Genomic DNA, 22,734 nt, shown 5'->3' with positions numbered 1-22,734 from the left:
GGGAGATTATAATGAATTTTATTTATAAAAAATGGCTACCTTCAGCCATAAATGGGCTTTTTTTATTTTTTATTTCGATAACATTAATAGGTGCTTTCCGCTCAGATAACTTAAAAATCAGTACTCTTACAAACCATTTTTTTTTGATACTGTTAATAGCAATACTTGCGATAGTAGTACTTCTTTTTAGTAAACATGCTAAAAAGTGGATTGATAAATATCTGTTTGGTGTAAAAAAAATATTTTTGGAAAATATAGGATTAATTACAGGCATTTATTTTATTTTTGGCTTTTGTTTACAAGTGTTTATCTTAACTAATATTTCCGCTCCTATTGGTTGGGATGTATCAGCTATTTTTAATGGTGTAAGTGCTTTGCCTGAAAATAAAGAAGTTATCAGTAATTACCTATCAATAAATCCTAATAATTCTTTTTTCTTTTTTTTGATGTATGGAATTTCTAAGGTGATGAATCTGTTTAATCATACTTGGGGATCGTCTTGGTTTGTCTGGCAGTTGTGGAATATAATTTTTATGGATATAGGATTTGTTATCTTATTTAAAGCAGCTAAGTATTTGTTTAATAAAAAAGTTGCATATTTAACTTTCTACTTGGCTTCTTTTTCATTGATGTTTTCACCATGGATTTTAGTACCATATACTGATGTAATAATGATTCCTGTTATATCAGCTGTGCTACTTTTATATGCTAAACAAATCGAGATAAAAAATAGTGGCGTATGGAATTTAATATTTATAGGTATTCTTCTAGGTATTTGTTATCTTTTAAAGCCCTCCTCTATTGTATTCTTAATAGCATGGACTATTATTATGGGAATTAAATTACTCACTACCGGAAAGCTTTATAAAAAAAATGTTTTATCATTTTTTGTAGCGATGTTTTTCTTTATAATAACTGTGGGATGTTTTTCAATTTTTCAGAAGCAGCAAACAATCGTTAATTATGATGCTGAGATGCAAAAACCGTGGACGCACTTTGTAATGATGGGTTTGACTGGATCTGGAGGATATAGTGAGAAAGATACAAGAAAAGTGAATAGCCTTCCTACATTAGAAAAGAAAAAGAAATATACAACTGAAACTATAAAGAAACGGTTGGAAGATTATGGGATGGTAGGTTACACTAAATTTCTTCTAGTAAAACATTTTAATAATACTGATCGTGGCGATTTTGGTTGGGGACGAGATGGTACACCACAAAATCCTACAAAACCTTCGAAAAGTGAATTTCAAACGAAGCTTAGAGATACCTACTATCAACAAGGAAAACGTACAAATAATCTTCGGTTTGTCATGCAAATACTGTGGATTGTAGTTTTACTAGGAATGTTGTTATCTTTTTTTGTTAAGGACATTCAAGGAGGTACACTATTAATAATAAAATTAACGATTATAGGAGCATTTCTATATTTGCTTTTATTTGAAGGTGGACGATCTAGATATTTAATTCAGTATTTACCATTCTTCTATCTTTTATCGGCAAATGGTTTGGCACGAATTAATGACATTGTTTCTATAAACGGAATAAAAAAATCATTTACATCAACGGACTATAGAGGCTCTTTGCCAATAAGGACTGATGAGTTGTAAAAAATCAATTTTAGATTCATCAGTTCTCTAAATTATAGAGATATTTTAGTAGAAAATAAAAAACAACGATACAGTTCCCATAAAAGGAACTATATTGTTGTTTTTTACTTATATTACTAATAGTTTTCGTTCGGTAATTCGTAAATTTTACTCGTCTTCTAAATTTTCCAATTCTACAACTTTAAAGTTTTTCCGCTCTAAATGTTCTACAATGGCTGTACACGTTTCGGCAGTTGTGCCGGCTGGTAAAGTAATAAGTGTGCGACGAACAAATTCTTCACTATCAACATCCAATGTAATACAGCTGGCGATGCTGCTATATTTAGCAATGATTTTTGAAATGGCTGCTAAGTCGCCTTGTTGACCAACTGAAGCAATTGTTAAAACATAGCTCCCTTGTTTTACATTCCAAGATTGCGCTAAAATATTTAATAAGGTGCTGTGTGTTAAAATGCCGTAAAAATAATTATTTTCATCTAAAACAGCAATGTAAGGCAGTTCTTTAATAGTAAAAAATACCTTGAAAAATGAAGTGTTGACATAAATAAATTTTGTAGCATTTTTTAACAAATAGGTAACAGGTAAACTCATATCACCACCGTTTGCTTTATGGCGGTAAATATGCATTTTATAAATATTTCCTCGGAAAATTTTTCCAGATTCGTCTAAAATTGGGACACAACGGTAACCTGAGTCTTCTAAAATAGAAAGAGCTTCTTCTAGAGTACAAGATTCATTGACGGTTGTTAAATTATCTTTTTTAATAACTACAGATTTTAATAACATAAACAGGCCTCCTAAGGGTTCATTTTTAATAAATTTATCATATCATAACTTAGCAGAAAACAATAGCTGAGACCTCAGAATAAAAGCAATTTTGTTAAAATAAATAGAAAATAAAGAAAAATCAGATATTTTATAAAAGAAATCAAGCACGTATTCGCGATAATGGTAAAAAATTACGTAAGAATCGGCACAGCGCTTCTTTAAAAAGTAAATTAAACTTTGACAACTTTTTCGAATAATGGTACTGTTAAGAAGTAAATTTGTGAATAGAGGAGGTCGAAGAACATGGCAACAAAGAAAGCAGCTCTTGCTTGTTCCGTTTGTGGCTCTCGCAACTATTCTAAATCCGTTAGTGAAGGTAAACGTGGCGAACGCTTAGAAATCAATAAATTCTGTAAATATTGTAATCAATACACGTTACATAAAGAAACGAAATAGATTTAGAGGAGGGTATCAACATGAAATTTTTCCGCAGCGTTGCTGATGAGATGAAGCAAGTAACTTGGCCAACAAAAAAACAATTGCGTAAAGATACATTAGTTGTAATTGAAACATCTATTTTATTTGCAGCATTGTTCTTTATCATGGATACTGTTATCCAAACGGCATTTGGCTGGATTTTAAAATAATTAATTCTAGTATTTCCCGACGAGGGGTGCTATAATAGTATTCGAGAAAAAGCTTCGGGAAACTGAGCTTTTTTTATTTGCTCGAAAAAAATAAACTAAAACATTTAAAGGAGCCGAATCAGTAATGGAAACTTTTGAAAGAAATTGGTACGTATTGCACACCTATTCAGGCTATGAAAATAAAGTAAAAGCAAACATTGAATCACGTGCACAAAGCATGGGGATGGGCGATTATATTTTTCGTGTCGTTGTACCAGAAGAAACAGAAAAAGAAGTCAAAAATGGTAAAGAAAAAGAAATCGTTCATAAAACTTTCCCTGGTTATGTGTTAGTGGAAATGATTATGACCGATGATTCTTGGTATATTGTTCGTAACACGCCAGGCGTAACTGGTTTTGTAGGCTCACATGGTGCTGGGAGTAAACCCGCTCCTTTATTACAAGAAGAAATTAACCACATTTTACGTTCAATTGGCATGAGCACCCGTCAATCAGACTTAGAAGTAGCGCTAGGCGATACAGTGAAAATTATCGAAGGTGCCTTTTCTGGTCTTGAAGGTGTTGTGACAGAAATCGATGAAGAAAAACAAAAATTAAAAGTAAACATCGATATGTTTGGTCGTGAAACAAGTACAGAATTAGACTTTGAACAAGTCGATAACATTGATTAATAAACAAGCTGACAAACTATTGTTCAGCTGATTGATACAGATTGTAGGGTCTGGAAAAGCAGTCAACTGACTTCTTTTCCAAGCCCTTTTTTAGTTCATCGCAGAAAGGAATGAAAAAAATGAAACATGCCCAAAAATATCGTTATTTTTCTTTGCTAATGGGTCTTGTTCTATTATTAAGTGCTTGCCAAATTGGGGCAACTACGAAGGATGACAACCAAGCCGCCACAAAAGAAGCAACTGTTGAGTTAAACGGCACAACAACACCAACGCTTTTTTTTCATGGTTACGCAGGAACTAAAAATTCGTTTGGCTCGTTACTGCATCGCTTGGAGAAACAAGGTGCCACAACTCAAGAATTAGTGCTACTCGTTAAACCTGATGGGACCGTGGTTAAAGAGCGAGGAGCTTTAAGTGGCAAAGCGACGAATCCCAGTGTTCAAGTTCTATTTGAAGATAATAAAAACAATGAATGGAATCAAACAGAATGGATAAAAAACACATTACTCTATTTACAAAAAAATTATCAAGTGAACAAAGCCAATATTGTCGGGCACTCTATGGGTGGTGTTAGTGGTTTACGTTATTTAGGAACCTATGGGCAAGACGCATCGTTACCTAAAATTGAAAAATTCGTCAGCATTGGAGCACCTTTCAATGATTTTATTGATACGAGTCAACAGCAAACCATCGAAACGGAACTAGAAAACGGCCCCACAGAAAAAAGTAGCCGCTATTTGGATTATCAAGAGATGATTAATGTTGTTCCAGAAAAACTGCCCATTTTATTAATTGGTGGTCAATTAAGTGCAACAGATTTAAGTGATGGAACGGTGCCGTTATCTAGTGCCTTAGCAGTCAACGCCTTGCTAAGACAGCGAGGAACTCAAGTCACTAGCCAGATTATTAAAGGAGAAAATGCACAACATAGTCAATTACATGAAAATCCTGAAATAGATCAATTGCTAATCGAATTTCTATGGCCGAGTAAAAAATAGCAAAAAGGCACATGTTCCATAAAAAATGGAACATGTGCCTTTTTCTATACTTTGGCTAGCGAAATAGCTTTTTTCAGCTATAATAAATAAAATTATTTATTTTTAGGAGATATTGGAATGGAATCCTCATGATTTAAATAAGCACAAATCAAGGCTTCAAAGGTGATTAATGTTTGGCCAAAAAACATTTGTGGCTGAGCGACACTTGTTGAAAACGGGCTGTAAGAGTCAGTTGAAAAAACGAGATCTGCCAGTCGACCAAGAGTTGAATTTTTGGCGCCAACAAAAGAAATGATAGGATGTTTTTTCTCTTTCGCAAGCAGAGCTGTTTCTTTTAGGTATTTTTCTTCACCAGAATGTGAAAGAATGATAAAAAGAAAATTCTGATTATTTTGACTATTTATCGAATGAGTATAGGCTGTTGTGATACTGGGGATGCCATGAAAATTGAAAACTTCACTAATGTAAGCCGCCAAATGTCGTGAAAAGTCATGACCTAAAATAACAAATAAATGACTCTTGTGTTTGGCAAGCAGTTGACAAAACTCGTTGGTTGTTTCAAATGAAGGCGCTGTTTCAAAAGGGATTGGCTGAGAAAAATGGGCTTCTTTTAATTTGTAAATAAGTTCATTATAACCTGATAAATTTAATTTTTTGGCTAAACGAATGATGGAACTAGGCGAAGAAAAGCAGTGTTTGGCAACTTCCCGAATACTCAAATCGGCCGCATTCGTACTTTGTTGATCCAAATAATACAAAATCTGACTTTCTGTTTTCGTTAAATGATACGTTTCTTTTAAGTAATCTAAGTTCATGAGCAAACCTCCTTTATCAGATTATAAATAATTTTGTGGGAAAAAGGTATCAAAAAATAAAAAAATGAGGTGTTTTTATGAAAAGGGCAACAAAGCAAAGGCTGTCTTTGACAGCAATCATGGTTTTACTTCTCTCGGGCTGTGGAAGTGTTGGGAAAGAAACCAAAAAGCAAGAACAACAGGTATTACGGGTCGGGATTGATTCGGAATTATCAACGGCAGACGTGTCGTTGGCAATGGATAATACAGCAGCAGATGTAATGAGCCAAGTAGGGGAGGGACTTTTCTCCTTTGACGAAAAAGGAGAAGCGAAACCAGCATTGGCAACTGAAAAAGTACAGCCCTCCAATGATGGTTTAAGCTATACTTTTACGATTCGAAAAGATGCAAAATGGAGTAACGGCGAGCCAATCACAGCCAATGATTTTGAATACTCTTGGAAGCGCACAGTGGACCCAAAAACAGCTTCCCCGCAAGCGTATTACTTTGAAGGGCTAAAAAATTATCGTGCTATTGTTGACGGTGGCAAATCTAAAGAAGAGTTAGGAGTAACAGCCATTGATGACCATACCTTGGAAGTAGAGCTAAGCTATCCTATGAGTTATTTTCAACAATTATTGGCGGTACCAGCTTTTTATCCTTTAAATGAAGCATTTGTCGAAAAAACGGGCAAAAACTATGGTACATCAGCTGAGTCAACACTTTACAATGGCGCCTTCACATTAGAAGGTTGGGATGGCACGAATAATACTTGGTCCTATGTGAAGAATAAAAATTATTGGGATCAAGCGAATGTTTCATTGGATAAGGTGGATGTCCAAGTAGTTAAAGAAGTCAATACTGGGAAAAATCTTTTCGAAGGGAAAGAATTAGATGTTGTAAAAATTTCTGGAGAAATTGTTGCACAAGAACAAGACAATGCAGCTTTGAAAATTCGTGAAATTCCTGGAACGTATTATATCCAATTAAATACGCAAAAAGATCTTTTGGCAAATAAGAATGCACGTCGAGCGATAGCATTATCATTGAATTCTGAACGTTTAGCTAAAAATGTTTTAAATGATGGCTCAAAAAAAGCACTTGGCTTCGTGCCAACAGGTTTCACTAATCAAGAAACGCAAAAAGATTTTGCAGAGGAATTAGGAGATTTAAATCCTAGTGAACCAGAAAAAGCGAAAGAGTTATGGCAAACGGCTAAAAAAGAATTAGGAATTGAAAAAGCGGAGCTAACCATTTTGAGTTCGGATACAGAAAATGCTAAAAAAATCAGTGAGTATGTTCAAGGAGCTTTAGCAGATAATTTAGAAAATTTAACAGTCAATGTTTCACCAGTTCCTTTTAATAATCGTTTAGAAAAAAGTCGCAGCGGAGATTTCGACATTGTGGTTGGTGGCTGGACGCCAGTATATGCTGATCCAATCGATTTCTTAAACTTACTGCAATCAAAAAATTCCAATAATTTTGGTAAATGGTCTAATAAGACCTTTGATCAGTTGCTTCAAGAAGCAAACGTAACTTATGCAAATAAATATGAAGAACGTTGGAAAACATTACAAAAAGCGGATCAATTGGTTGCGGAAGAAGCACCCCTAGTTCCTCTTTATCAATTAACAGAAGCACGCTTAGTGGACGATTCTGTCCAAAATTTAGTCTATGGTCCATTAGGTTCAGGCTATTACAAATCAGTCTCTATCAGTGACAAGTAAAGGTTGGGAAAAAATGAAAAAAAGTCAAGCTGTTCAATTAATTCAGGAACTTTCAAATGCTAATGGTGTTTCAGGTTTTGAAACAGAAGTCGTTAGAATCCTTCAACACGCAACTGCAGATTTTACTATTCAACGGCTAGATGCCATTAAAAATTTATATCTTGAGAAGAAAAATAATATAAGTGAAGGTCCAATAGTGCTTTTTGATGCTCATAGTGACGAAGTGGGTTTTATGATTCAAGCAATTAAAGAAAACGGCTTGTTGCGTTTTCTTCCGTTAGGTGGCTGGGTCCCTAATACGATTTCTGCACAAAAAGTTCGGATTCGTAACCGGGAAGGTACCTATCTGCCAGGCGTAGTTACTAGTCGGCCCCCTCATTTTATGACACCAGAGGAACGTCAGCGGCCATTAACCATTGCTGATTTGTCGATCGACATTGGCGCTACCTCAAAAGAAGAAGTAATTGAAACGTACAAAATCGATCTTGGTGCACCGGTCATTCCAGATGTGACGTGCTGTTACAACGAACAGACAGATCTTTTTTTAGGAAAAGCTTTTGATTGTCGCATTGGCTGTGCTTGCTTAGTGGATGTCATGGAGGAGTTGAAAGAAGAGACACTTCCATTCAAGTTAGTTGCGACAGTAACTGCACAAGAAGAAGTTGGCGAAAGAGGAGCACTTATTGCCGCAAAGCAAGTCAATCCTGATTTAGCTATTGTTTTCGAAGGCTGCCCGGCTGATGATACGGCAGAAACGCCAGAGATGATTCAATCAGCAATGGGAAAAGGACCGATGTTACGCTATTTTGATGTTTCTATGATTACGAATCCAGAATTTCAAGAGTATGCACTAGAGATTGCTAAAATACACAAAATTCCTGTTCAAGTTTCTGTTCGAAGTGGTGGTGGAACCAATGGCATGGCGATTACACAAGTTCAAGGAGCCCCGACGATTGTTGTAGGAATTCCTGTCCGTTACGCTCACACACCCCATTGCTATGTGGACTTTCAAGATTACCAAGCGGCGAAAGAATTAGTCATTCAATTAATCAAAAATTTAGATGCTGACAAAATTCAAGCACTGGTTCAGCCATTGTCAAAGGAGTGGAACAAATGAAGATTTATGTGTCATGCGATATTGAAGGATTAGCAGGTATTGCGACATTTGATATGGAAAAAGAAGACACCGTTTTATTCCGAGAATTATATCACCAACATGTGGCTTGGTTGATTGAAGGGATTCAACAGAGTGCCAAAAATGAACAAATTACAGAAATTACTATTGCCGATTCGCATAGCCGTGGATTGAATTTAGCTTATGCGCGCTTGGCAGAAATGGATGAACGAATTTCCTTAGTGAGCGGCTTTCCTCGCATGGATTATATGATGAGTGGCTTGGATAGTAGCTATGATGTGGTCTTTTTCTTAGGTTATCATGCCGGTATTGGTAAACAAAAAGGGAATATGGATCATGGGTATAGCGCTAGTGTTGCTTATGATTTAAAAATAAACGACTTAGCGATGAATGAAACGACAATTAATGCAGCTTACGCTAGCGAATTAGGTGTCCCTGTTGGTTTAATTATCGGTGAATCAGGCTTAGAGGAACAACTTTTTCAAGAAAAAATGATGTCCAAAGTTCCCTTTGTTTCCACCAAAGAATCTCTGGGACGTTATGCAATCAAAAATAGACCCATGCAACAAGTTCGGGAAGCTATCGTAGCGACTACAAGTCAAGTGTTAACTTCCTTTGCGTTGTCTGAATTACCCCGATATGCCTTGCAAACACCTGCAACTGTAAAATTGCAATGTGTGACGACAGCACAAGCAGATCGTATTGAAATGTTACCAATGATTAAACGCGTTGATGGTAGAACTGTTTCATTTGTAGGTGAAACGATGAAAGATGTCATGAATGGAATTGTCGCTGTGGTTGGTTTAGGCGGAACAAGTTATTAAAGAAGAAGCTTACGGAAAAAACGAATGGACGTTTTTTTCTGTAAGCTTCTTTCTATAGTTATTTCTATTTTTGTTTCTCTAGAATTTCTTTGCTTAAACGTTGTGCAGTTGGTGTCACCGCAAGACCGCCTTCAGCGGTTTCCTTGAAAATTTGTGGCATTTGGCGACCCACTTGGTACATTGCGTGGATGACTTCATCTGGTGGAATGACACTTCGAATCCCCGCTAAAGCCATGTCAGCTGAGATGAAGGCTTGAGAAGAACCTAATGCATTTCGCTTCACGCAAGGGACTTCAACAAGTCCCGCAACAGGATCACAAATGAGGCCCATCATATTTTTTATCGTAATAGCCACAGCTTGAGCAGATTGATCAGGCGTACCGCCAGAAGCCGCAACTAAAGCGGCACTTGCCATTGCACTAGCAGAACCGACTTCAGCTTGACAACCACCTTCGGCACCGCTGATTGAGGCATTGTTGGCAATCACTAAGCCAAAAGCCCCAGCTGTAAATAGAAAATCCAATTGTTGCTGATGCGTTAACTTTAAGCGATCAATAACTGCCAACAAGACGCCAGAAACTACTCCGGCACTGCCTGCGGTTGGTGTAGCACAAATCAAGCCCATTTTTGCATTAACTTCATTAACAGCAATCGCATTTCGCACGGCTTGTAAAATGGTCTCACCACTTAAAAAGTTGCCTGAATGTATGTAATCATTTAAGCGGGTTGCATCGCCACCAGTTAGCCCTGTTACTGAGGTAACACCAGCGATTCCTTCAGCGACGGATTGTTTCATAACGGCTAGATTTTTTTCCATTGTTTCAATAATTCGTTCACGAGAATACCCGCCATGAGCCATTTCTGTTGCAATCATTAATTCGCTCACAGAAGGGTAATCTTTCGCTTGAGCTACCAAATCTTCAATTGAATAAAACATCGTATTACTCCTTTACGTTCATTTAGTCAAAATAGTTAACGCTATATATATGAGGGATTTCAGCTAATTGCATGACAATGTCACCGACTTCGGCTTGATCAACTTCAATAATCATAATCGCTTTTTCCCCTTTAGATTCTCGGGTAACGGTCATTGTACTAATATTGATATCGCTAGCTGAAAGGATGTTGGTCACCTTAGCAATCATGCCAGGAACATCTTGATGGACAACGATAAATGTTGGCGTGCCCATACTTAAAGACAATTTGAAGCCATTTAATTCAGAAATTTGAATGTTTCCACCACCAATTGAAATTCCTGTCACAGATAGTTTTCGGTCGCCAGAAGAAACCACAATTTTAACGGAATTAGGGTGGTCTGCTTTTTCACTTTTAGGAATAAAACAAACTTCCATTCCTTGTTCATAGGCAATTTCCAAAGAATTGGCTAGTTGCTCATCATCTGGTTCCATGCCTAAAAGGCCGCCAACTAAGGCGATATCTGTTCCGTGACCACGATAAGTTTTAGCAAAAGACTCATATAAATAAATGTCAACGCTATCAGGTTGCTGTCCAAAAATACTGCGAACCACTTTTCCAATTCTTGCCGCTCCAGCTGTATGAGAACTGCTTGGACCAATCATAACGGGTCCGATAATATCAAAAACACTATTAAAGCGTAACTCTTCCATTTCAGCACCTTCTTCATTAGAATATGTTTTCATTGGAAGTCTAACACAAAAAATGGCGGGGAACTAGGCAATCGCTTGTGTTTTAGCGAATAATTTAAATTTTTATCAGAATGAAAGCAAGGGGCCTTCGTTGACAAATCAGTGAAGAGATGCTAAATTCTAGATAATAAAAGACGAAAAGAGGGATTCGTGCGTTGAAAATTTAAGTTAATTTTTTAGAGAAACTGTATAACTTTGCCTGATTATAACGGGTGGAGTGTGCGGATTTTCGGAAATTAGCTTAAAGAATTCAGCCACGGGTCTTTTTGTATACCTTGGATTGATGCCGCTGATTTCCGTAAAGCTGCATCAATTTTGCTTTATGGAGGTATATTTATGTCGAAAATTGAACTAAAACAACTATCTTTTGCCTATGATAATCAAGAAGTATTGCTTTTTGATCAGGCAAATATCACGATGGATACCAATTGGAAATTAGGATTGATTGGCCGCAATGGCCGTGGGAAAACAACCTTATTAAGATTGTTACAAAAGCAGTTGGATTACCAAGGAGAGATTCTTCATCAAGTCGATTTCGTCTATTTTCCACAAACAGTTGCAGAAGAACAACAGCTCACTTATTATGTCTTACAAGAGGTGACTTCTTTTGAACAGTGGGAATTAGAACGAGAATTAACGCTTTTAAACGTTGATCCTGAAGTTTTATGGCGGCCCTTTTCTTCTTTATCAGGCGGCGAAAAGACGAAAGTTTTATTAGGTCTTCTTTTTATTGAAGAAAATGCCTTTCCTTTAATTGACGAGCCAACAAATCACTTAGATCTAGCTGGCAGACAACAAGTGGCTGAATATTTGAAGAAAAAGAAACACGGGTTTATTTTAGTCAGCCACGATCGGGCATTTGTTGATGAAGTGGTTGATCATATTTTGGCGATTGAAAAAAGTCAATTGACGCTGTATCAAGGGAATTTTTCTATTTATGAAGAGCAAAAAAAATTAAGAGATGCTTTTGAACTAGCAGAAAATGAAAAAATCAAAAAAGAAGTCAATCGCTTGAAAGAAACCGCTCGTAAAAAAGCGGAATGGTCGATGAACCGTGAAGGTGATAAGTACGGCAACGCTAAGGAAAAAGGGAGCGGGGCGATTTTTGATACAGGAGCCATTGGTGCCCGGGCAGCGCGTGTAATGAAGCGCTCGAAACACATTCAACAACGCGCCGAAACACAATTAGCAGAAAAAGAAAAACTATTAAAAGATCTTGAGTATACTGATCCTTTGTCAATGGATTATCAGCCAACGCATCACAAAACATTATTGACGGTGGAAGAGCTTCGTCTAGGCTACGAGAAAAATTGGCTATTTGCGCCACTTTCTTTTTCAATAAACGCGGGAGAAATTGTTGGAATAACAGGAAAAAATGGCTCAGGAAAATCGAGCTTGATTCAGTATTTGTTGGGGAATTTTTCTGGAGATTCAGAAGGCGAAGCCACTTTGGCTCACCAATTAACCATTTCTTATGTGCGCCAAGATTATGAAGACAATCAAGGAACTTTATCCGAATTTGCAGAGAAAAATCAGTTAGATTACACTCAATTTTTAAATAACTTACGAAAACTTGGGATGGAGCGCGCCGTTTTCACTAATCGAATTGAACAAATGAGTATGGGGCAACGGAAAAAAGTCGAAGTAGCCAAATCATTGTCTCAATCAGCTGAACTTTATATTTGGGATGAACCCCTTAATTACTTGGATGTGTTTAATCATCAACAATTAGAAGCGCTAATCTTATCTGTGAAGCCTGCAATGCTAGTGATTGAGCATGATGCACATTTCATGAAGAAAATAACAGATAAAAAAATTGTCTTGAAATCATAAAAACATCTTGAAAAAGTAAAGGGAATCCTGTATAGTAATAGGGTATGTTTTAAATGTACGTTGAGTGGGAGGGGAAATCTCAACCCCATTAACCACGCACGAGAACTTAAGGAGGTATTTTCGTGGCTAAAAAAGTAGAAAAAATCGTTAAATTACAAATTCCTGCGGGGAAAGCAACACCAGCTCCACCAGTAGGTCCAGCGTTAGGTCAAGCAGGTATCAACATCATGGGATTCACTAAAGAATTCAATGCTCGTACAGCTGACCAAGCAGGCTTGATTATTCCAGTAGTAATCTCTGTATATGAAGATCGTTCATTTACATTCATTACTAAAACACCACCTGCTGCAGTCTTATTGAAAAAAGCTGCAAAAATCGAAAAAGGTTCAGGTGAACCAAACAAAACTAAAGTTGCAACAGTTTCAAGCGATCAAGTGAAAGAAATCGCTGAACTTAAAATGGCAGACCTAAACGCCGCTGACGTTGAAGCAGCAATGCGCATGGTTGCAGGAACTGCACGAAGCATGGGTATCATCGTAGAATAATTTTTATTCCACACTTACTCAAAGAAGTAGCTTCTCAGTTCGTTTCATATTTAAAGATATGAAAGACGTGGGAGGTACAACCGTTATAACCACAATCAAGGAGGAAACAAAATGGCTAAAAAGAGCAAAAAAATGCAAGAAGCATTGAAAAAAGTTGATGCTACAAAAGCTTACTCAGTTGAAGAAGCAGTAGCTTTAGCAAAAGATACAAACATCGCGAAATTTGACGCAACAGTTGAAGTTGCTTACAAATTGAACGTTGACCCTAAAAAAGCAGACCAACAAATCCGTGGAGCAGTTGTGCTTCCAAACGGAACTGGTAAAACACAAACTGTTTTAGTATTCGCTAAAGGCGAGAAAGCTAAAGAAGCTGAAGCTGCTGGTGCAGATTTCGTAGGCGACGACGACATGGTTGCAAAAATCCAAGGTGGATGGTTCGACTTTGACGTGGTTGTTGCGACTCCTGACATGATGGCTACAGTTGGTAAATTAGGCCGTGTCTTAGGACCAAAAGGTTTAATGCCAAACCCTAAAACTGGTACTGTAACAATGGACGTTACAAAAGCTGTTGAAGAAGTTAAAGCTGGTAAAGTAACTTACCGCGTTGACAAAGCTGGTAACATCCACGTACCAATCGGTAAAGTTTCATTTGATAACGAAAAATTGGTTGAAAACTTCAACACAATTAACGACGTATTATTGAAAGCTAAACCATCAACTGCTAAAGGTCAATACATCAAAAACATTTCAGTAACAACAACATTTGGACCTGGAATCCACGTTGACCAAGCTTCTTTCTAATTTGAAAGAAAATAATTAAAAAATTCTTGACTCACTCACTTACCCTATGGTAAAGTGAGTGAGGTTAATAATTAACTGTACCGAAGACAGTAGGTGACGCAAGTCTTAATTTCCTACCGAGGACAATTGTTGAGTTATATACAATTCGGTCCCTCTATGTCTACGGTGGCATGGAGTTTTGTTGTTTTACACGACTTTTTGAAAAAAAGCCGATGTAAAACAATACTTGGCGAACGAAGTGAGCGAAGTTTCATTTGATTCTTCTACTTTACATAACGTAAACCAAGTCCAACTCCACCATCAAAATCAGGAGGTGAAATAAATGAGTGAAGCAGCAATCGCTAAAAAAGAAACCCTAGTTCAAGCAGCCGCTGAGAAATTTGAATCAGCAGCATCAGTTGTAATCGTGGACTACCGTGGTTTAACAGTTGAAGAAGTCACTAACTTACGTAAACAATTACGTGATGCAGGCGTAGAAATGAAAGTCATCAAAAACTCAATCCTTTCTCGTGCAGCTAAAAAAGTTGGTTTAGACGGCTTAGACGAAGTCTTTACAGGCCCAACTGCTGTCGCATTCAGCAACGACGATGTAGTAGCACCAGCTAAAATCATCGACGAATTTGCTAAAGATGCAAAAGCATTAGAAATCAAAGGTGGCGTCATCGAAGGAAAAGTTTCTTCAGTGGAACAAATTACTGCGTTGGCAAAACTACCAAACCGCGAAGGTTTACTATCTATGCTATTATCTGTATTACAAGCGCCAGTCCGCAACGTGGCTTACGCTGTCAAAGCAGTGGCAGAGAAAAACGAAGAAGTTGCTTAATTGCAGTCTAATTCGAACAAATAAAAAACAAACAATTTTAATTTAAATGGAGGAAATTCAAAATGGCATTAAACATTGAAAACATCGTTGCTGAGTTAGAAACAGCAACTATCTTAGAACTAAGCGAATTAGTTAAAGCTATCGAAGAAAAATTTGACGTATCAGCAGCAGCTCCTGTAGCAGTAGCTGGACCAGCAGCAGGTGGAGCAGCAGAAGAACAAACTGAATTCACTGTTGAATTAACAGCAGCTGGCGATCAAAAAGTTAAAGTTATCAAAGCAGTTCGTGAAGCAACTGGCTTAGGCTTGAAAGAAGCTAAAGCTGTAGTTGATGGCGCTCCTGCACCAGTTAAAGAAGCCGTTTCTAAAGAAGAAGCAGAAGCTTTAAAAGCTGCTTTAGAAGAAGTTGGCGCTTCAGTAACAGTAAAATAATTCATTCAACTTTTGAATGTTCGAGAACCCTTGTGTTGCAAGGGTTCTTTTTTATTAAGCTTTTAAATGGTGGTAAAGTTAGTGAATTGATTGTCAAAATAATCTTTTCGTTTAATAAAGATAAGTATTCATAGCTAAAGAGAAAATCCAGAGGATCTTAACCTCTGGATTTGATAATTTCTATAAGTTCTCGTTACCAATATTATTTGATAAAAAGCAAATTATTTAAATAATGATTGAATAGTAGGTCTATTTCTTTTTATTTTTTATAATGAATATACTAACTAAAGATAGTAAGATGATTCCAATGATAGTAAATAAAACTGATTTTTTTTCGCCAGTACTGGGAAATATCCCCTTTTTGTGCTCGGTTGAACTTGATGTAGTAGCTTTCTTAGAACTGCTCGTAGTTGTTTGTAATGTAGATTCTGTATTAGTAGTATCCGAAGAAACACTTTCAGCACTTTGATTAATTGACGTATAATGGTTTGCTTTTATTTTATCTGCCATTGCTGCTAAACCATAATCACCACGGACATCAGATGGGTAATTTTGGTTAGCGTAGTCTACCTTGACTTGATTAATTAAATCGACGAGTGTTTGATCGCTTAAATTATTTACAACATCACTATTTAAATCATATACATAAATTAACGAAAGTCGAATTTGAGGTAAATAATTTTTTAAGTCATCAATCGTTAATGTTGAGTAATCTGTAGAGTAGGAGTCCTCCGGGATAGGTTTCTCACCATATAATTTAGTAATCATTCTCGCTGTTCCACTGATGTCTTGGTTTACAAAATGAAACGAAACTTTTTTTGCGTAGTCCAGTTCGTCATCAGATAAACGATTTATCAAGGTTTCTGTTAAACCATACATACCTACGTAATTAAGAAGTGTTTGACGAAGCGATGGAAGTTCCTCGCTTTCAGCTGTAAGTGCTGTTGAATCAGTTGAAGCATTAATTGTTGTTGCTGAAGTTTCTTGAGTTAAAGAAGTAACTGTTGACTTTTCCACAGAAGCTTCATTAGCCGAATCTTCTGCCCATACATTAGAAACTGATAGTGTGGTAATCGAAACAAAACAAAAGAGTCCTAAAAACATTTTTTTCATTTTAATCATTCCTTTCGTTACCTATTGTAACATTTTTGAAATATTTTTGTAACAATTAAATATTAAGAAAAGTTTAAGAATATATACTAGGTGATAAAAAATATAAATTTTAAACTATTAATCTATCAAAAATACGATCCGTAGAGACTATTACATTAGTGTCAAAATATTTCAAAGGTGTTGGTTAAAGAAGTACTGTATTCGCTTAATGGTAGTTTCGAGTAAATTAGTCATTATATAAAAGATTGACAAGTATGCTGCATAGCGAAAACTTCGTCAATCTTTTAAAAGGATAAAAATACAGATTTAAGAATAATGACAATTTATTTTAAGTCAAAAACTGTTGACGATATTGTCGAGGTGTCATCTCTTTTTTCTGGAAGAAAAATTTTGAAAAATAAGAAGGTGAAGAAAAACCTGCTTCAAAACTGATTTCCGTGATGGTTAAGGAACTTTTTCTTAACAGAGAACAGGCTTTTTGCAATTTTAAGTTTTGTACATAAATACTAGGATTTGTTTGTTCATAACGCTGAAATAGCTTAAATAAATAGCTACGATCAATGTTATACTCAGAAGCTAATTGACTAATTGAAAGATTGTTTGAAAAATTTTCGTGAATAGCCATTTTAATTTGGTTAAATAATTGTTGGCTTTGATTTTCGTGCTGTGTAACGGAATGATGCTCTAGATAATTCAACAATTGAAAGCTTTCACTTAAACTGCCAAAATGATTATGTTTCTTCGCTTCTTGGTAAATATTTTTAAATAAACTTTCTAATTTCTTATCAACAGTTCCTTTTAAAATACAATTTTCGGTAGTCAGGCCTATTTTTTCTAAATACTGAGACGAAAGATCTCCAACAAAACCGACCCAATGATAGGTCCAAGGATTTTGCCGATTAGGATAATAAATATTGCGACAATTGGCTGGAATCATAAACAAATCGCCAGCGGTAATGTGTTGTTTTTCCATAAAGGGTGTTGAAAAATAACCTTCACCATCGCTACAATAATGCAAAACCCAATAATTAATGGGGGCAAACTCAGTTGGTTTTGTCGGACGGCATTTTTCATAGCCAGCTTCATAAAGATGAAATTCTTGGCTAATAGGTTGATCATTAATCAGGATGCTGACATTATTTGTAAAAACATTTTGCATGCTATCACCTCTTTATAAGAGTATGTAAAGGCTTTCTAAAAGTCAACATCTTTACAAGAAATAGGCAACATTTTTTATTTTCAAAAAACTGTAAGCGTTTTACAATGTGTGAGTACTAATTAATTTGATAAAGAGAGGATGTAGTAAAATGGCAACACATTCACGGGAACGATTAGGTTCTGTCGCATTGATGCTCATGACTTTTTCAGCGGTTTTTGCCTTTCCCAGCATTGTTAACAACAGTATTCAGATTGGCCTAGCAACTATTCCAGGCTATTTATTCGGCTCTATTTTTTACTTTTTACCATTTATTCTAATGATTGCAGAATTTGCTTCTGCTAATTCTGAAAATGAATCAGGTGTTCACAGTTGGTTGGAATCTGTGCTAGGACCTAAATGGGCATTTTTAGGCGCTTGGTCGTATTTCTTTGTCAACTTGTTTTTCTTCTGTTCATTGCTACCGAATACATTGATTTATGGTTCATACGCTTTTTTAGGTCAAAACGTTTTTCAAGGAAACCATAGTACTAAAATAATTGCAGTGATTTCTATTCTGTTATTTTGGTTAATGACATGGGTTTGTATTAAAGGGGTTTCGTGGATTTCGAAAGTGACTAGCTTAGCGGGTGGTGCTCGTTTATTTATGGGCGTAGCTTTTGTGGTTTTAGCCTTTGTCGTCGTGTTTGGTTTTGGCAATGAGCCAGCACAAGAGTTTACCACGACGTCAATTATGCCAACTTTTAATTGGACTTTTTTCATGACGATGGCGTGGATTTTACAAGCTGTTGGCGGTGGTGAAAGTATCGGTGTATATATTAAGGATGTTAAAGGCGGCAATAAAACGTTTGTCCGCACGATGATTGGTGCAACGATTGCGGTCGGTATCATGTATATTCTTGGTGCCGTTGCTGTAGGTTTGGTAGTGCCAACGGACGTCTTAAAAGGAAATTTTTCAAATGGTATTTTTGATATTTTTAAAATTTTAGGTACGTATTTCCATATTCCCGCAGCAATGATGGTGCGCTTAGTAGGAATTATCTTATTTGTCGGAAGTCTTGGTTCTTTGGCTCTGTGGACGGCAGCACCAGTTAAAGTATTTTTCTCAGAAATTCCTGATGGGGTCTTCGGTAAGTGGCTAGTGAAAACCAACGAAGAGGGAAATCCAACCAATGCTTTGTTAGTTCAAGGAATTATTGTGACGATTTTAGTTGCCATTCCAGCATTAGGAATTGGAAATATGGATAGCTTTTTAGAAACGTTAATTAATATGACAGCTTCTACGTCATTAGTGCCTGTCTTGTTCTTGTTAATCGCCTATATTGGGCTTCGTTGGAAAAAAGAAACAATGCCGAGAAGTTTCCGCTTTGGTAATCGAACCTTTGGCTTAATTGCGGGAATTTTCTTATTAGCCATTTTTATCTTTGTATTCTTTATGTCAACTGTGCCGGATCCAAAATTAATCATGGAAGAAATCAATGGCACGTTACCGAAAGGAACCGCTAGTCCACTGGGCATGTTGGCGTATAACATTATTGGGTTAATTGTCTTTATGGGCTTTGCTTGGATTTGTTGGAAACGATATGAAACAAAAGAAAAAAATGAAGTTGGTAAAGGAGAAATGGATTATGAAGACTTGGGAAAATTATAAAGTAGATAGTATTAATCGGTTGCCTGGACGAGCACATTTTTCGAGCTTTCCTTCGAAAGAAACAGCGTTATTAAATGAAAATAAATATACACAAGCATACAAAAATTTAAACGGACGCTGGCATTTTCTCTTTTTAGAAGCGCCAGAATACAGCCCAGAAAACTTTTTTGCGACGGACTTTGATACAAGCCAAATGGATCAAATCACTGTTCCTGGAAATTGGCAAGTCCAAGGATATGGCAAAATGCATTACTCTGATTTATGGTACAATTTTCCCATTAATCCGCCGTATGTACCAACGGAAAACCCAACAGGTATTTACAAACGGACATTTGCTATAGATGAAACATTTCACGATAAAAAAATCATTTTACGTTTTTGTGGCGTAGATTCAGCTTATCATGTTTGGGTGAACGGCCATGAAGTTGGCTACAGTAAAGGTGCACGAAATGAAGCAGAATTTGACATTACGCCTTACGCTAAAATTGGTGAAACAAATGATTTAACGGTGCGAGTCTATCAATGGTCAGATGGTACGTATTTAGAGGATCAAGATATGTGGTGGTTAAGTGGTATTTTTCGTGATGTTGAATTACTCGGTGTACCAGAAAATGGGCTGGAAGATTTCTTTATTATTTCCGATTTAGATGATTCGTATCAAAATGGCCACTTGGCAATTACGGGTAAATTTTGGCAAGACAAAGGACAACAAGTTCAATTGGAGTTGATGGATCAGCAGGGAAAAACGGTTCTTAAAGAGACTGTCGCAGGAAATCAAGGTACAGTTGAATTTTCAGCAAGTTTACCGTCTGTCACTGCTTGGTCAGCTGAAAAACCATACTTGTATCAACTATTTATCACTGTTTTTTCTGAAGGGGAAGTCGTCGAAGTTATTCCGCAAAAAGTTGGTTTCAGAAATATTCATGTATCTGGTGAGACTTTCTTAGTCAATGGTGTGGCCATTAAACTAAAAGGAATGAATCGTCATGATTATAATCCGAAAAATGGTCGAGTGGTTAGTCGTGAAGAAATTGAAAAAGATATTCGTTTAATGAAACAATTTAATATTAATGCCATTCGAACCAGTCATTATCCAGCATCTGCTTATTTCTATGATTTATGCGATGAATATGGAATGTATGTGATTGATGAAACTGATTTGGAATGTCACGGCTTTGAATTAACCGGAGAATATGATTGGATTAGCAACGATCCAGAATGGGAAACGGCTTATGTTTCTCGGATGGTACGGATGATTCAACGGGATAAAAACCATCCATCAATTCTCTTTTGGTCGTTAGGGAATGAATCTGCGTTTGGTCATAACTTTATTGAAATGGCCCGCATTGCCAAAGAAATGGATCCAACACGTTTGGTCCATTATGAAGGTGATTTTGAGGCAGAGGTCACGGATGTCTATTCTACAATGTATACTTGGTTGGAACACCCAACTAGAGAATTACTGATGAATACGATTATTGAAAATTCAAAAAAACCGCATATTTTATGTGAATATTGTCATGCGATGGGGAATGGCCCTGGGAATTTAAAAGAATACCAAGAGCTATTTTATGCTCATGATAAATTACAAGGTGGCTTTATTTGGGAATGGTTTGACCATGGCATTGAATCGATAACAGATAACGGTGAAGTTTATTATCGTTATGGCGGCGATTTCGGCGATGATCCAAGTAACAAAGATTTTTGTATTGATGGGATGTTGATGCCTGACCGTACGCCATCTCCTAGCTTGTATGAATACAAAAAAGTCATTGAACCCATTACAACTAGCGCTATTGACGTTCTGTCAGGTGAATTCTCATTATTGAGTCGTTTTGACTTTGAAAACTTGGCTATCTTTAAGCTGGTTTATACAATTACTGAAGATCAAACAGTGATTCAATCAGGGACAGTAGCAGTGCCAGCAATTGCTGCTAGAGAAGAAGGAAGACTGCACTTACCTTATCATTTAGATTTTCCTAAAAAGGCAGGAGCCGCCTATTATTTAACTCTTTCATATCAATTGAAAGAAACGACCGCCTATGCATCTGCTGGTCATGAATTAGCTACCGCACAGTTTGAATTGCCAATTACAACACCAGGGATTGAGATCACACCAGTTGGCTTGCTAATGGCAAAGGAAATTGGCCCTCATTTATACATTGAAGGACCAAACTTTTCAATTAATTTTGATAAAGTGAAGGGTGCCTTAACGAATGTGACACGAGATGGTAAAAAATTATTGCATAAAGGGCCGAAATTTACATTTTGGCGGGCACCGATCAGTAATGATATGGAAATTATTGATGAAATGAAGAAGAAATATTTCTTACATTTAGAGCATGAAATTGTCCGTTCTTTTGAGTGGAAAAAAGTTGATGATTTTATCCAAGTCATCGTAAAAACAATTAACGGAACGACTAACAGTGCTTGGCATTATCAATGTACCTATCAGTATTTAATTGCACCAAATGGCGAAATTTTCTTCGACTTAAAAGGTAGTCCTGCTGGTAAAATTGAAAATGCGCCAGATATGTTACCACGTTTGGGTGTGACTCTCCATTTAGACAAGTCTCTATCAGAAGTAAAATATTTCGGTAAAGGGCCGAGAGAAAACTATGTAGATTCACAAGAAGCTGGTTTACTTGGCGTTTATGAGGCTACAGTGGCGGAAATGTTCACTAATTATGTTGTTCCACAAGCCAATGGTAACCACATGGCGACTAAATGGTCCGCATTCACGGATGATCGCGGCCAAGGGGTAGTAGCAACAGCGGCTGATTCATATAATTTTAGTGTTTCTTATTTTGAAGAACAAACGCTAGATGTTGCTAAGCATACCAATGAATTACAAGAAAGTGAGTATGTTGTTTTAAATATCGATTACAAACAAAACGCCCTAGGTAGCTACTCTTGTGGCCAGTGGCAATTAGAAAAATACCGGACTACGTTTGAAGAATTCCAATTGGCATTCCGCTTAACACCTTTTAATAATAAAGAGATTCAAGCAGCGGATGTCGCACATGAACGAGTAAAACGACCAACAATTTCTTAAATAAAAGCTCAGAACAGTGCACTTCTTTCTCCTGTTCTGAGCTTTTTTAATGAAATTATCAGAAATTATTGCTTTTTTTTCATGGAAACAAGCAAACTATTTTGTTATCTAATAAAAGTAGTCCATAATAGTAACATAGCGAATTATTCGCTAGATAAAGCATTTAGGAGGAATTATTTATGCATACTTTATGGGTTTTAATCGTTGGTGCTGTTATCGGTGCTATCGCTGGCGCGCTTACAAGCAAAGGTCAATCAATGGGTTGGATTGCGAATATCGTTGCCGGTTTAGTTGGTTCATTTATCGGAGAAAAAATCTTAGGTAGCTGGGGTCCTCACGTAGCAGGTATGGCAATTGTGCCATCAATTATTGGGGCAGTAATTTTAGTTGCTGTGGTTTCATTCTTCTTCGGACGAAAAAATAGCTAATTAAGTAAATAATTGTTTAATTAGTTAAAGGAGGTCGGGACAGAACCGTTTATTTCCG

At 36.6% G+C, this 22,734-nt stretch carries 22 protein-coding genes and 1 other annotated feature; of the genes, 16 read left to right on the top strand and 6 right to left on the bottom strand.

Annotated features, from left to right (window positions below):
* Positions 1-11 precede the first annotated feature (11 nt).
* Positions 12-1,610 (top strand): glycosyltransferase family 39 protein, encoded by a 1,599-nt coding sequence (locus IGJ46_RS10390; protein WP_002365058.1) that lies wholly within the window; start codon positions 12-14, stop codon positions 1,608-1,610.
* A 147-nt stretch (positions 1,611-1,757) separates the two neighbouring features.
* Here the strand turns inward: IGJ46_RS10390 and cbpA are convergent, their stop codons facing one another.
* Positions 1,758-2,396, bottom strand: coding sequence for a cyclic di-AMP binding protein CbpA (gene cbpA, locus IGJ46_RS10385; protein WP_002365057.1), 639 nt, complete (start codon positions 2,394-2,396; stop codon positions 1,758-1,760).
* A gap of 285 nt (positions 2,397-2,681) precedes the next feature.
* On the opposite strand from cbpA, the gene rpmG reads away from it, so the two are divergent.
* The 4 genes from rpmG (at position 2,682) to IGJ46_RS10365 (ending at position 4,693) form a co-directional block, all read left to right on the top strand.
* On the top strand, positions 2,682-2,834 hold the full coding sequence (gene rpmG, locus IGJ46_RS10380) for a 50S ribosomal protein L33 (RefSeq protein WP_002356408.1): 153 nt from the start codon (positions 2,682-2,684) through the stop codon (positions 2,832-2,834).
* 20 nt (positions 2,835-2,854) lie between these two features.
* The gene (gene secE / locus IGJ46_RS10375; protein ID WP_002356409.1) at positions 2,855-3,025 is read left to right on the top strand and encodes a preprotein translocase subunit SecE; all 171 of its coding nucleotides are present in this window, start codon (positions 2,855-2,857) and stop codon (positions 3,023-3,025) included.
* A 124-nt stretch (positions 3,026-3,149) separates the two neighbouring features.
* Positions 3,150-3,695 carry a transcription termination/antitermination protein NusG gene (nusG, locus tag IGJ46_RS10370; protein ID WP_002384070.1) on the top strand — a complete coding sequence of 182 codons (546 nt, stop codon included), beginning with the start codon at positions 3,150-3,152 and terminating at the stop codon, positions 3,693-3,695.
* Between the two features lie 110 nt (positions 3,696-3,805).
* Positions 3,806-4,693, top strand: a complete 888-nt coding sequence (locus tag IGJ46_RS10365) for an alpha/beta hydrolase (RefSeq protein ID WP_218391244.1) — start codon at positions 3,806-3,808, stop codon at positions 4,691-4,693.
* A 92-nt stretch (positions 4,694-4,785) separates the two neighbouring features.
* On the opposite strand, the gene IGJ46_RS10360 is transcribed toward IGJ46_RS10365, so the two are convergent.
* Positions 4,786-5,508 carry a MurR/RpiR family transcriptional regulator gene (locus tag IGJ46_RS10360; RefSeq protein WP_002374063.1) on the bottom strand — a complete coding sequence of 241 codons (723 nt, stop codon included), beginning with the start codon at positions 5,506-5,508 and terminating at the stop codon, positions 4,786-4,788.
* 77 nt (positions 5,509-5,585) lie between these two features.
* Between IGJ46_RS10360 and IGJ46_RS10355 the strand changes: the two genes are divergently transcribed.
* From IGJ46_RS10355 to IGJ46_RS10345, 3 genes are read left to right on the top strand one after another with little or no spacing between them, the layout of a single operon-like run.
* Positions 5,586-7,214, top strand: coding sequence for a peptide ABC transporter substrate-binding protein (locus IGJ46_RS10355; protein ID WP_430613800.1), 1,629 nt, complete (start codon positions 5,586-5,588; stop codon positions 7,212-7,214).
* Positions 7,215-7,227: 13 nt separating this feature from the next.
* Positions 7,228-8,331 (top strand): M42 family metallopeptidase, encoded by a 1,104-nt coding sequence (locus IGJ46_RS10350; RefSeq protein WP_010816170.1) that lies wholly within the window; start codon positions 7,228-7,230, stop codon positions 8,329-8,331.
* Positions 8,328-9,173: a M55 family metallopeptidase gene (locus IGJ46_RS10345; protein ID WP_218391242.1), complete on the top strand. Its 846-nt coding sequence runs from the start codon at positions 8,328-8,330 to the stop codon at positions 9,171-9,173. The genes IGJ46_RS10350 and IGJ46_RS10345 overlap by 4 nt, the downstream gene beginning before the upstream one ends.
* Positions 9,174-9,237: 64 nt before the next feature.
* Here IGJ46_RS10345 and sdaAA read toward each other — a convergent pair whose 3' ends face one another.
* Positions 9,238-10,110: an L-serine ammonia-lyase, iron-sulfur-dependent, subunit alpha gene (gene sdaAA / locus IGJ46_RS10340; protein WP_002362308.1), complete on the bottom strand. Its 873-nt coding sequence runs from the start codon at positions 10,108-10,110 to the stop codon at positions 9,238-9,240.
* Between the two features lie 22 nt (positions 10,111-10,132).
* The gene (gene sdaAB, locus IGJ46_RS10335; RefSeq protein ID WP_002414070.1) at positions 10,133-10,801 is read right to left on the bottom strand and encodes an L-serine ammonia-lyase, iron-sulfur-dependent subunit beta; all 669 of its coding nucleotides are present in this window, start codon (positions 10,799-10,801) and stop codon (positions 10,133-10,135) included.
* 375 nt (positions 10,802-11,176) lie between these two features.
* Here sdaAB and lsa(A) point away from each other — a divergent pair, with 375 nt between their 5' ends.
* The 5 genes from lsa(A) to rplL all read left to right on the top strand — a co-directional run bounded on the left by lsa(A) (position 11,177) and on the right by rplL (position 15,273).
* On the top strand, positions 11,177-12,673 hold the full coding sequence (gene lsa(A), locus IGJ46_RS10330; RefSeq protein ID WP_174114141.1) for an ABC-F type ribosomal protection protein Lsa(A): 1,497 nt from the start codon (positions 11,177-11,179) through the stop codon (positions 12,671-12,673).
* 122 nt (positions 12,674-12,795) lie between these two features.
* Positions 12,796-13,218 carry a 50S ribosomal protein L11 gene (gene rplK / locus IGJ46_RS10325; RefSeq protein WP_002356424.1) on the top strand — a complete coding sequence of 141 codons (423 nt, stop codon included), beginning with the start codon at positions 12,796-12,798 and terminating at the stop codon, positions 13,216-13,218.
* Between the two features lie 111 nt (positions 13,219-13,329).
* Complete coding sequence (gene rplA / locus IGJ46_RS10320) at positions 13,330-14,019, top strand: 50S ribosomal protein L1 (protein WP_002356425.1); 690 nt, start codon at positions 13,330-13,332, stop codon at positions 14,017-14,019.
* A 62-nt stretch (positions 14,020-14,081) separates the two neighbouring features.
* Positions 14,082-14,211: a sequence feature (ribosomal protein L10 leader region), on the top strand.
* A gap of 130 nt (positions 14,212-14,341) precedes the next feature.
* A complete protein-coding gene (gene rplJ / locus IGJ46_RS10315; protein WP_002356426.1) occupies positions 14,342-14,842 on the top strand; it encodes a 50S ribosomal protein L10 in 501 nt (166 codons plus the stop codon).
* Between the two features lie 62 nt (positions 14,843-14,904).
* On the top strand, positions 14,905-15,273 hold the full coding sequence (rplL, locus tag IGJ46_RS10310; protein WP_002356427.1) for a 50S ribosomal protein L7/L12: 369 nt from the start codon (positions 14,905-14,907) through the stop codon (positions 15,271-15,273).
* A 249-nt stretch (positions 15,274-15,522) separates the two neighbouring features.
* Here the strand turns inward: rplL and IGJ46_RS10305 are convergent, their stop codons facing one another.
* Together IGJ46_RS10305 and IGJ46_RS10300 are read right to left on the bottom strand one after the other, a co-directional pair.
* Positions 15,523-16,395 (bottom strand): LPXTG cell wall anchor domain-containing protein, encoded by an 873-nt coding sequence (locus IGJ46_RS10305; protein ID WP_218391241.1) that lies wholly within the window; start codon positions 16,393-16,395, stop codon positions 15,523-15,525.
* Positions 16,396-16,714: 319 nt separating this feature from the next.
* Positions 16,715-17,545 carry an AraC family transcriptional regulator gene (locus IGJ46_RS10300; protein WP_002356429.1) on the bottom strand — a complete coding sequence of 277 codons (831 nt, stop codon included), beginning with the start codon at positions 17,543-17,545 and terminating at the stop codon, positions 16,715-16,717.
* Positions 17,546-17,693: 148 nt separating this feature from the next.
* On the opposite strand from IGJ46_RS10300, the gene IGJ46_RS10295 reads away from it, so the two are divergent.
* The 3 genes from IGJ46_RS10295 to IGJ46_RS10285 all read left to right on the top strand — a co-directional run bounded on the left by IGJ46_RS10295 (position 17,694) and on the right by IGJ46_RS10285 (position 22,676).
* Positions 17,694-19,193 carry an amino acid permease gene (locus IGJ46_RS10295; RefSeq protein WP_002359464.1) on the top strand — a complete coding sequence of 500 codons (1,500 nt, stop codon included), beginning with the start codon at positions 17,694-17,696 and terminating at the stop codon, positions 19,191-19,193.
* Positions 19,126-22,248, top strand: a complete 3,123-nt coding sequence (gene ebgA / locus IGJ46_RS10290) for a beta-galactosidase subunit alpha (RefSeq protein ID WP_218391240.1) — start codon at positions 19,126-19,128, stop codon at positions 22,246-22,248. The genes IGJ46_RS10295 and ebgA overlap by 68 nt, the downstream gene beginning before the upstream one ends.
* Before the next feature lie 179 nt (positions 22,249-22,427).
* Positions 22,428-22,676 carry a GlsB/YeaQ/YmgE family stress response membrane protein gene (locus IGJ46_RS10285; RefSeq protein WP_002356434.1) on the top strand — a complete coding sequence of 83 codons (249 nt, stop codon included), beginning with the start codon at positions 22,428-22,430 and terminating at the stop codon, positions 22,674-22,676.
* Positions 22,677-22,734: the final 58 nt, after the last annotated feature.

Origin of the sequence: Enterococcus sp. AZ120 (genome assembly GCF_050546165.1) — a bacterium.
Classification (GTDB): domain Bacteria; phylum Bacillota; class Bacilli; order Lactobacillales; family Enterococcaceae; genus Enterococcus; species Enterococcus faecalis.
The sequence above is the reverse complement of the archived record's forward strand: the minus strand, read 5'-3'. Positions and strand labels throughout refer to the sequence as shown.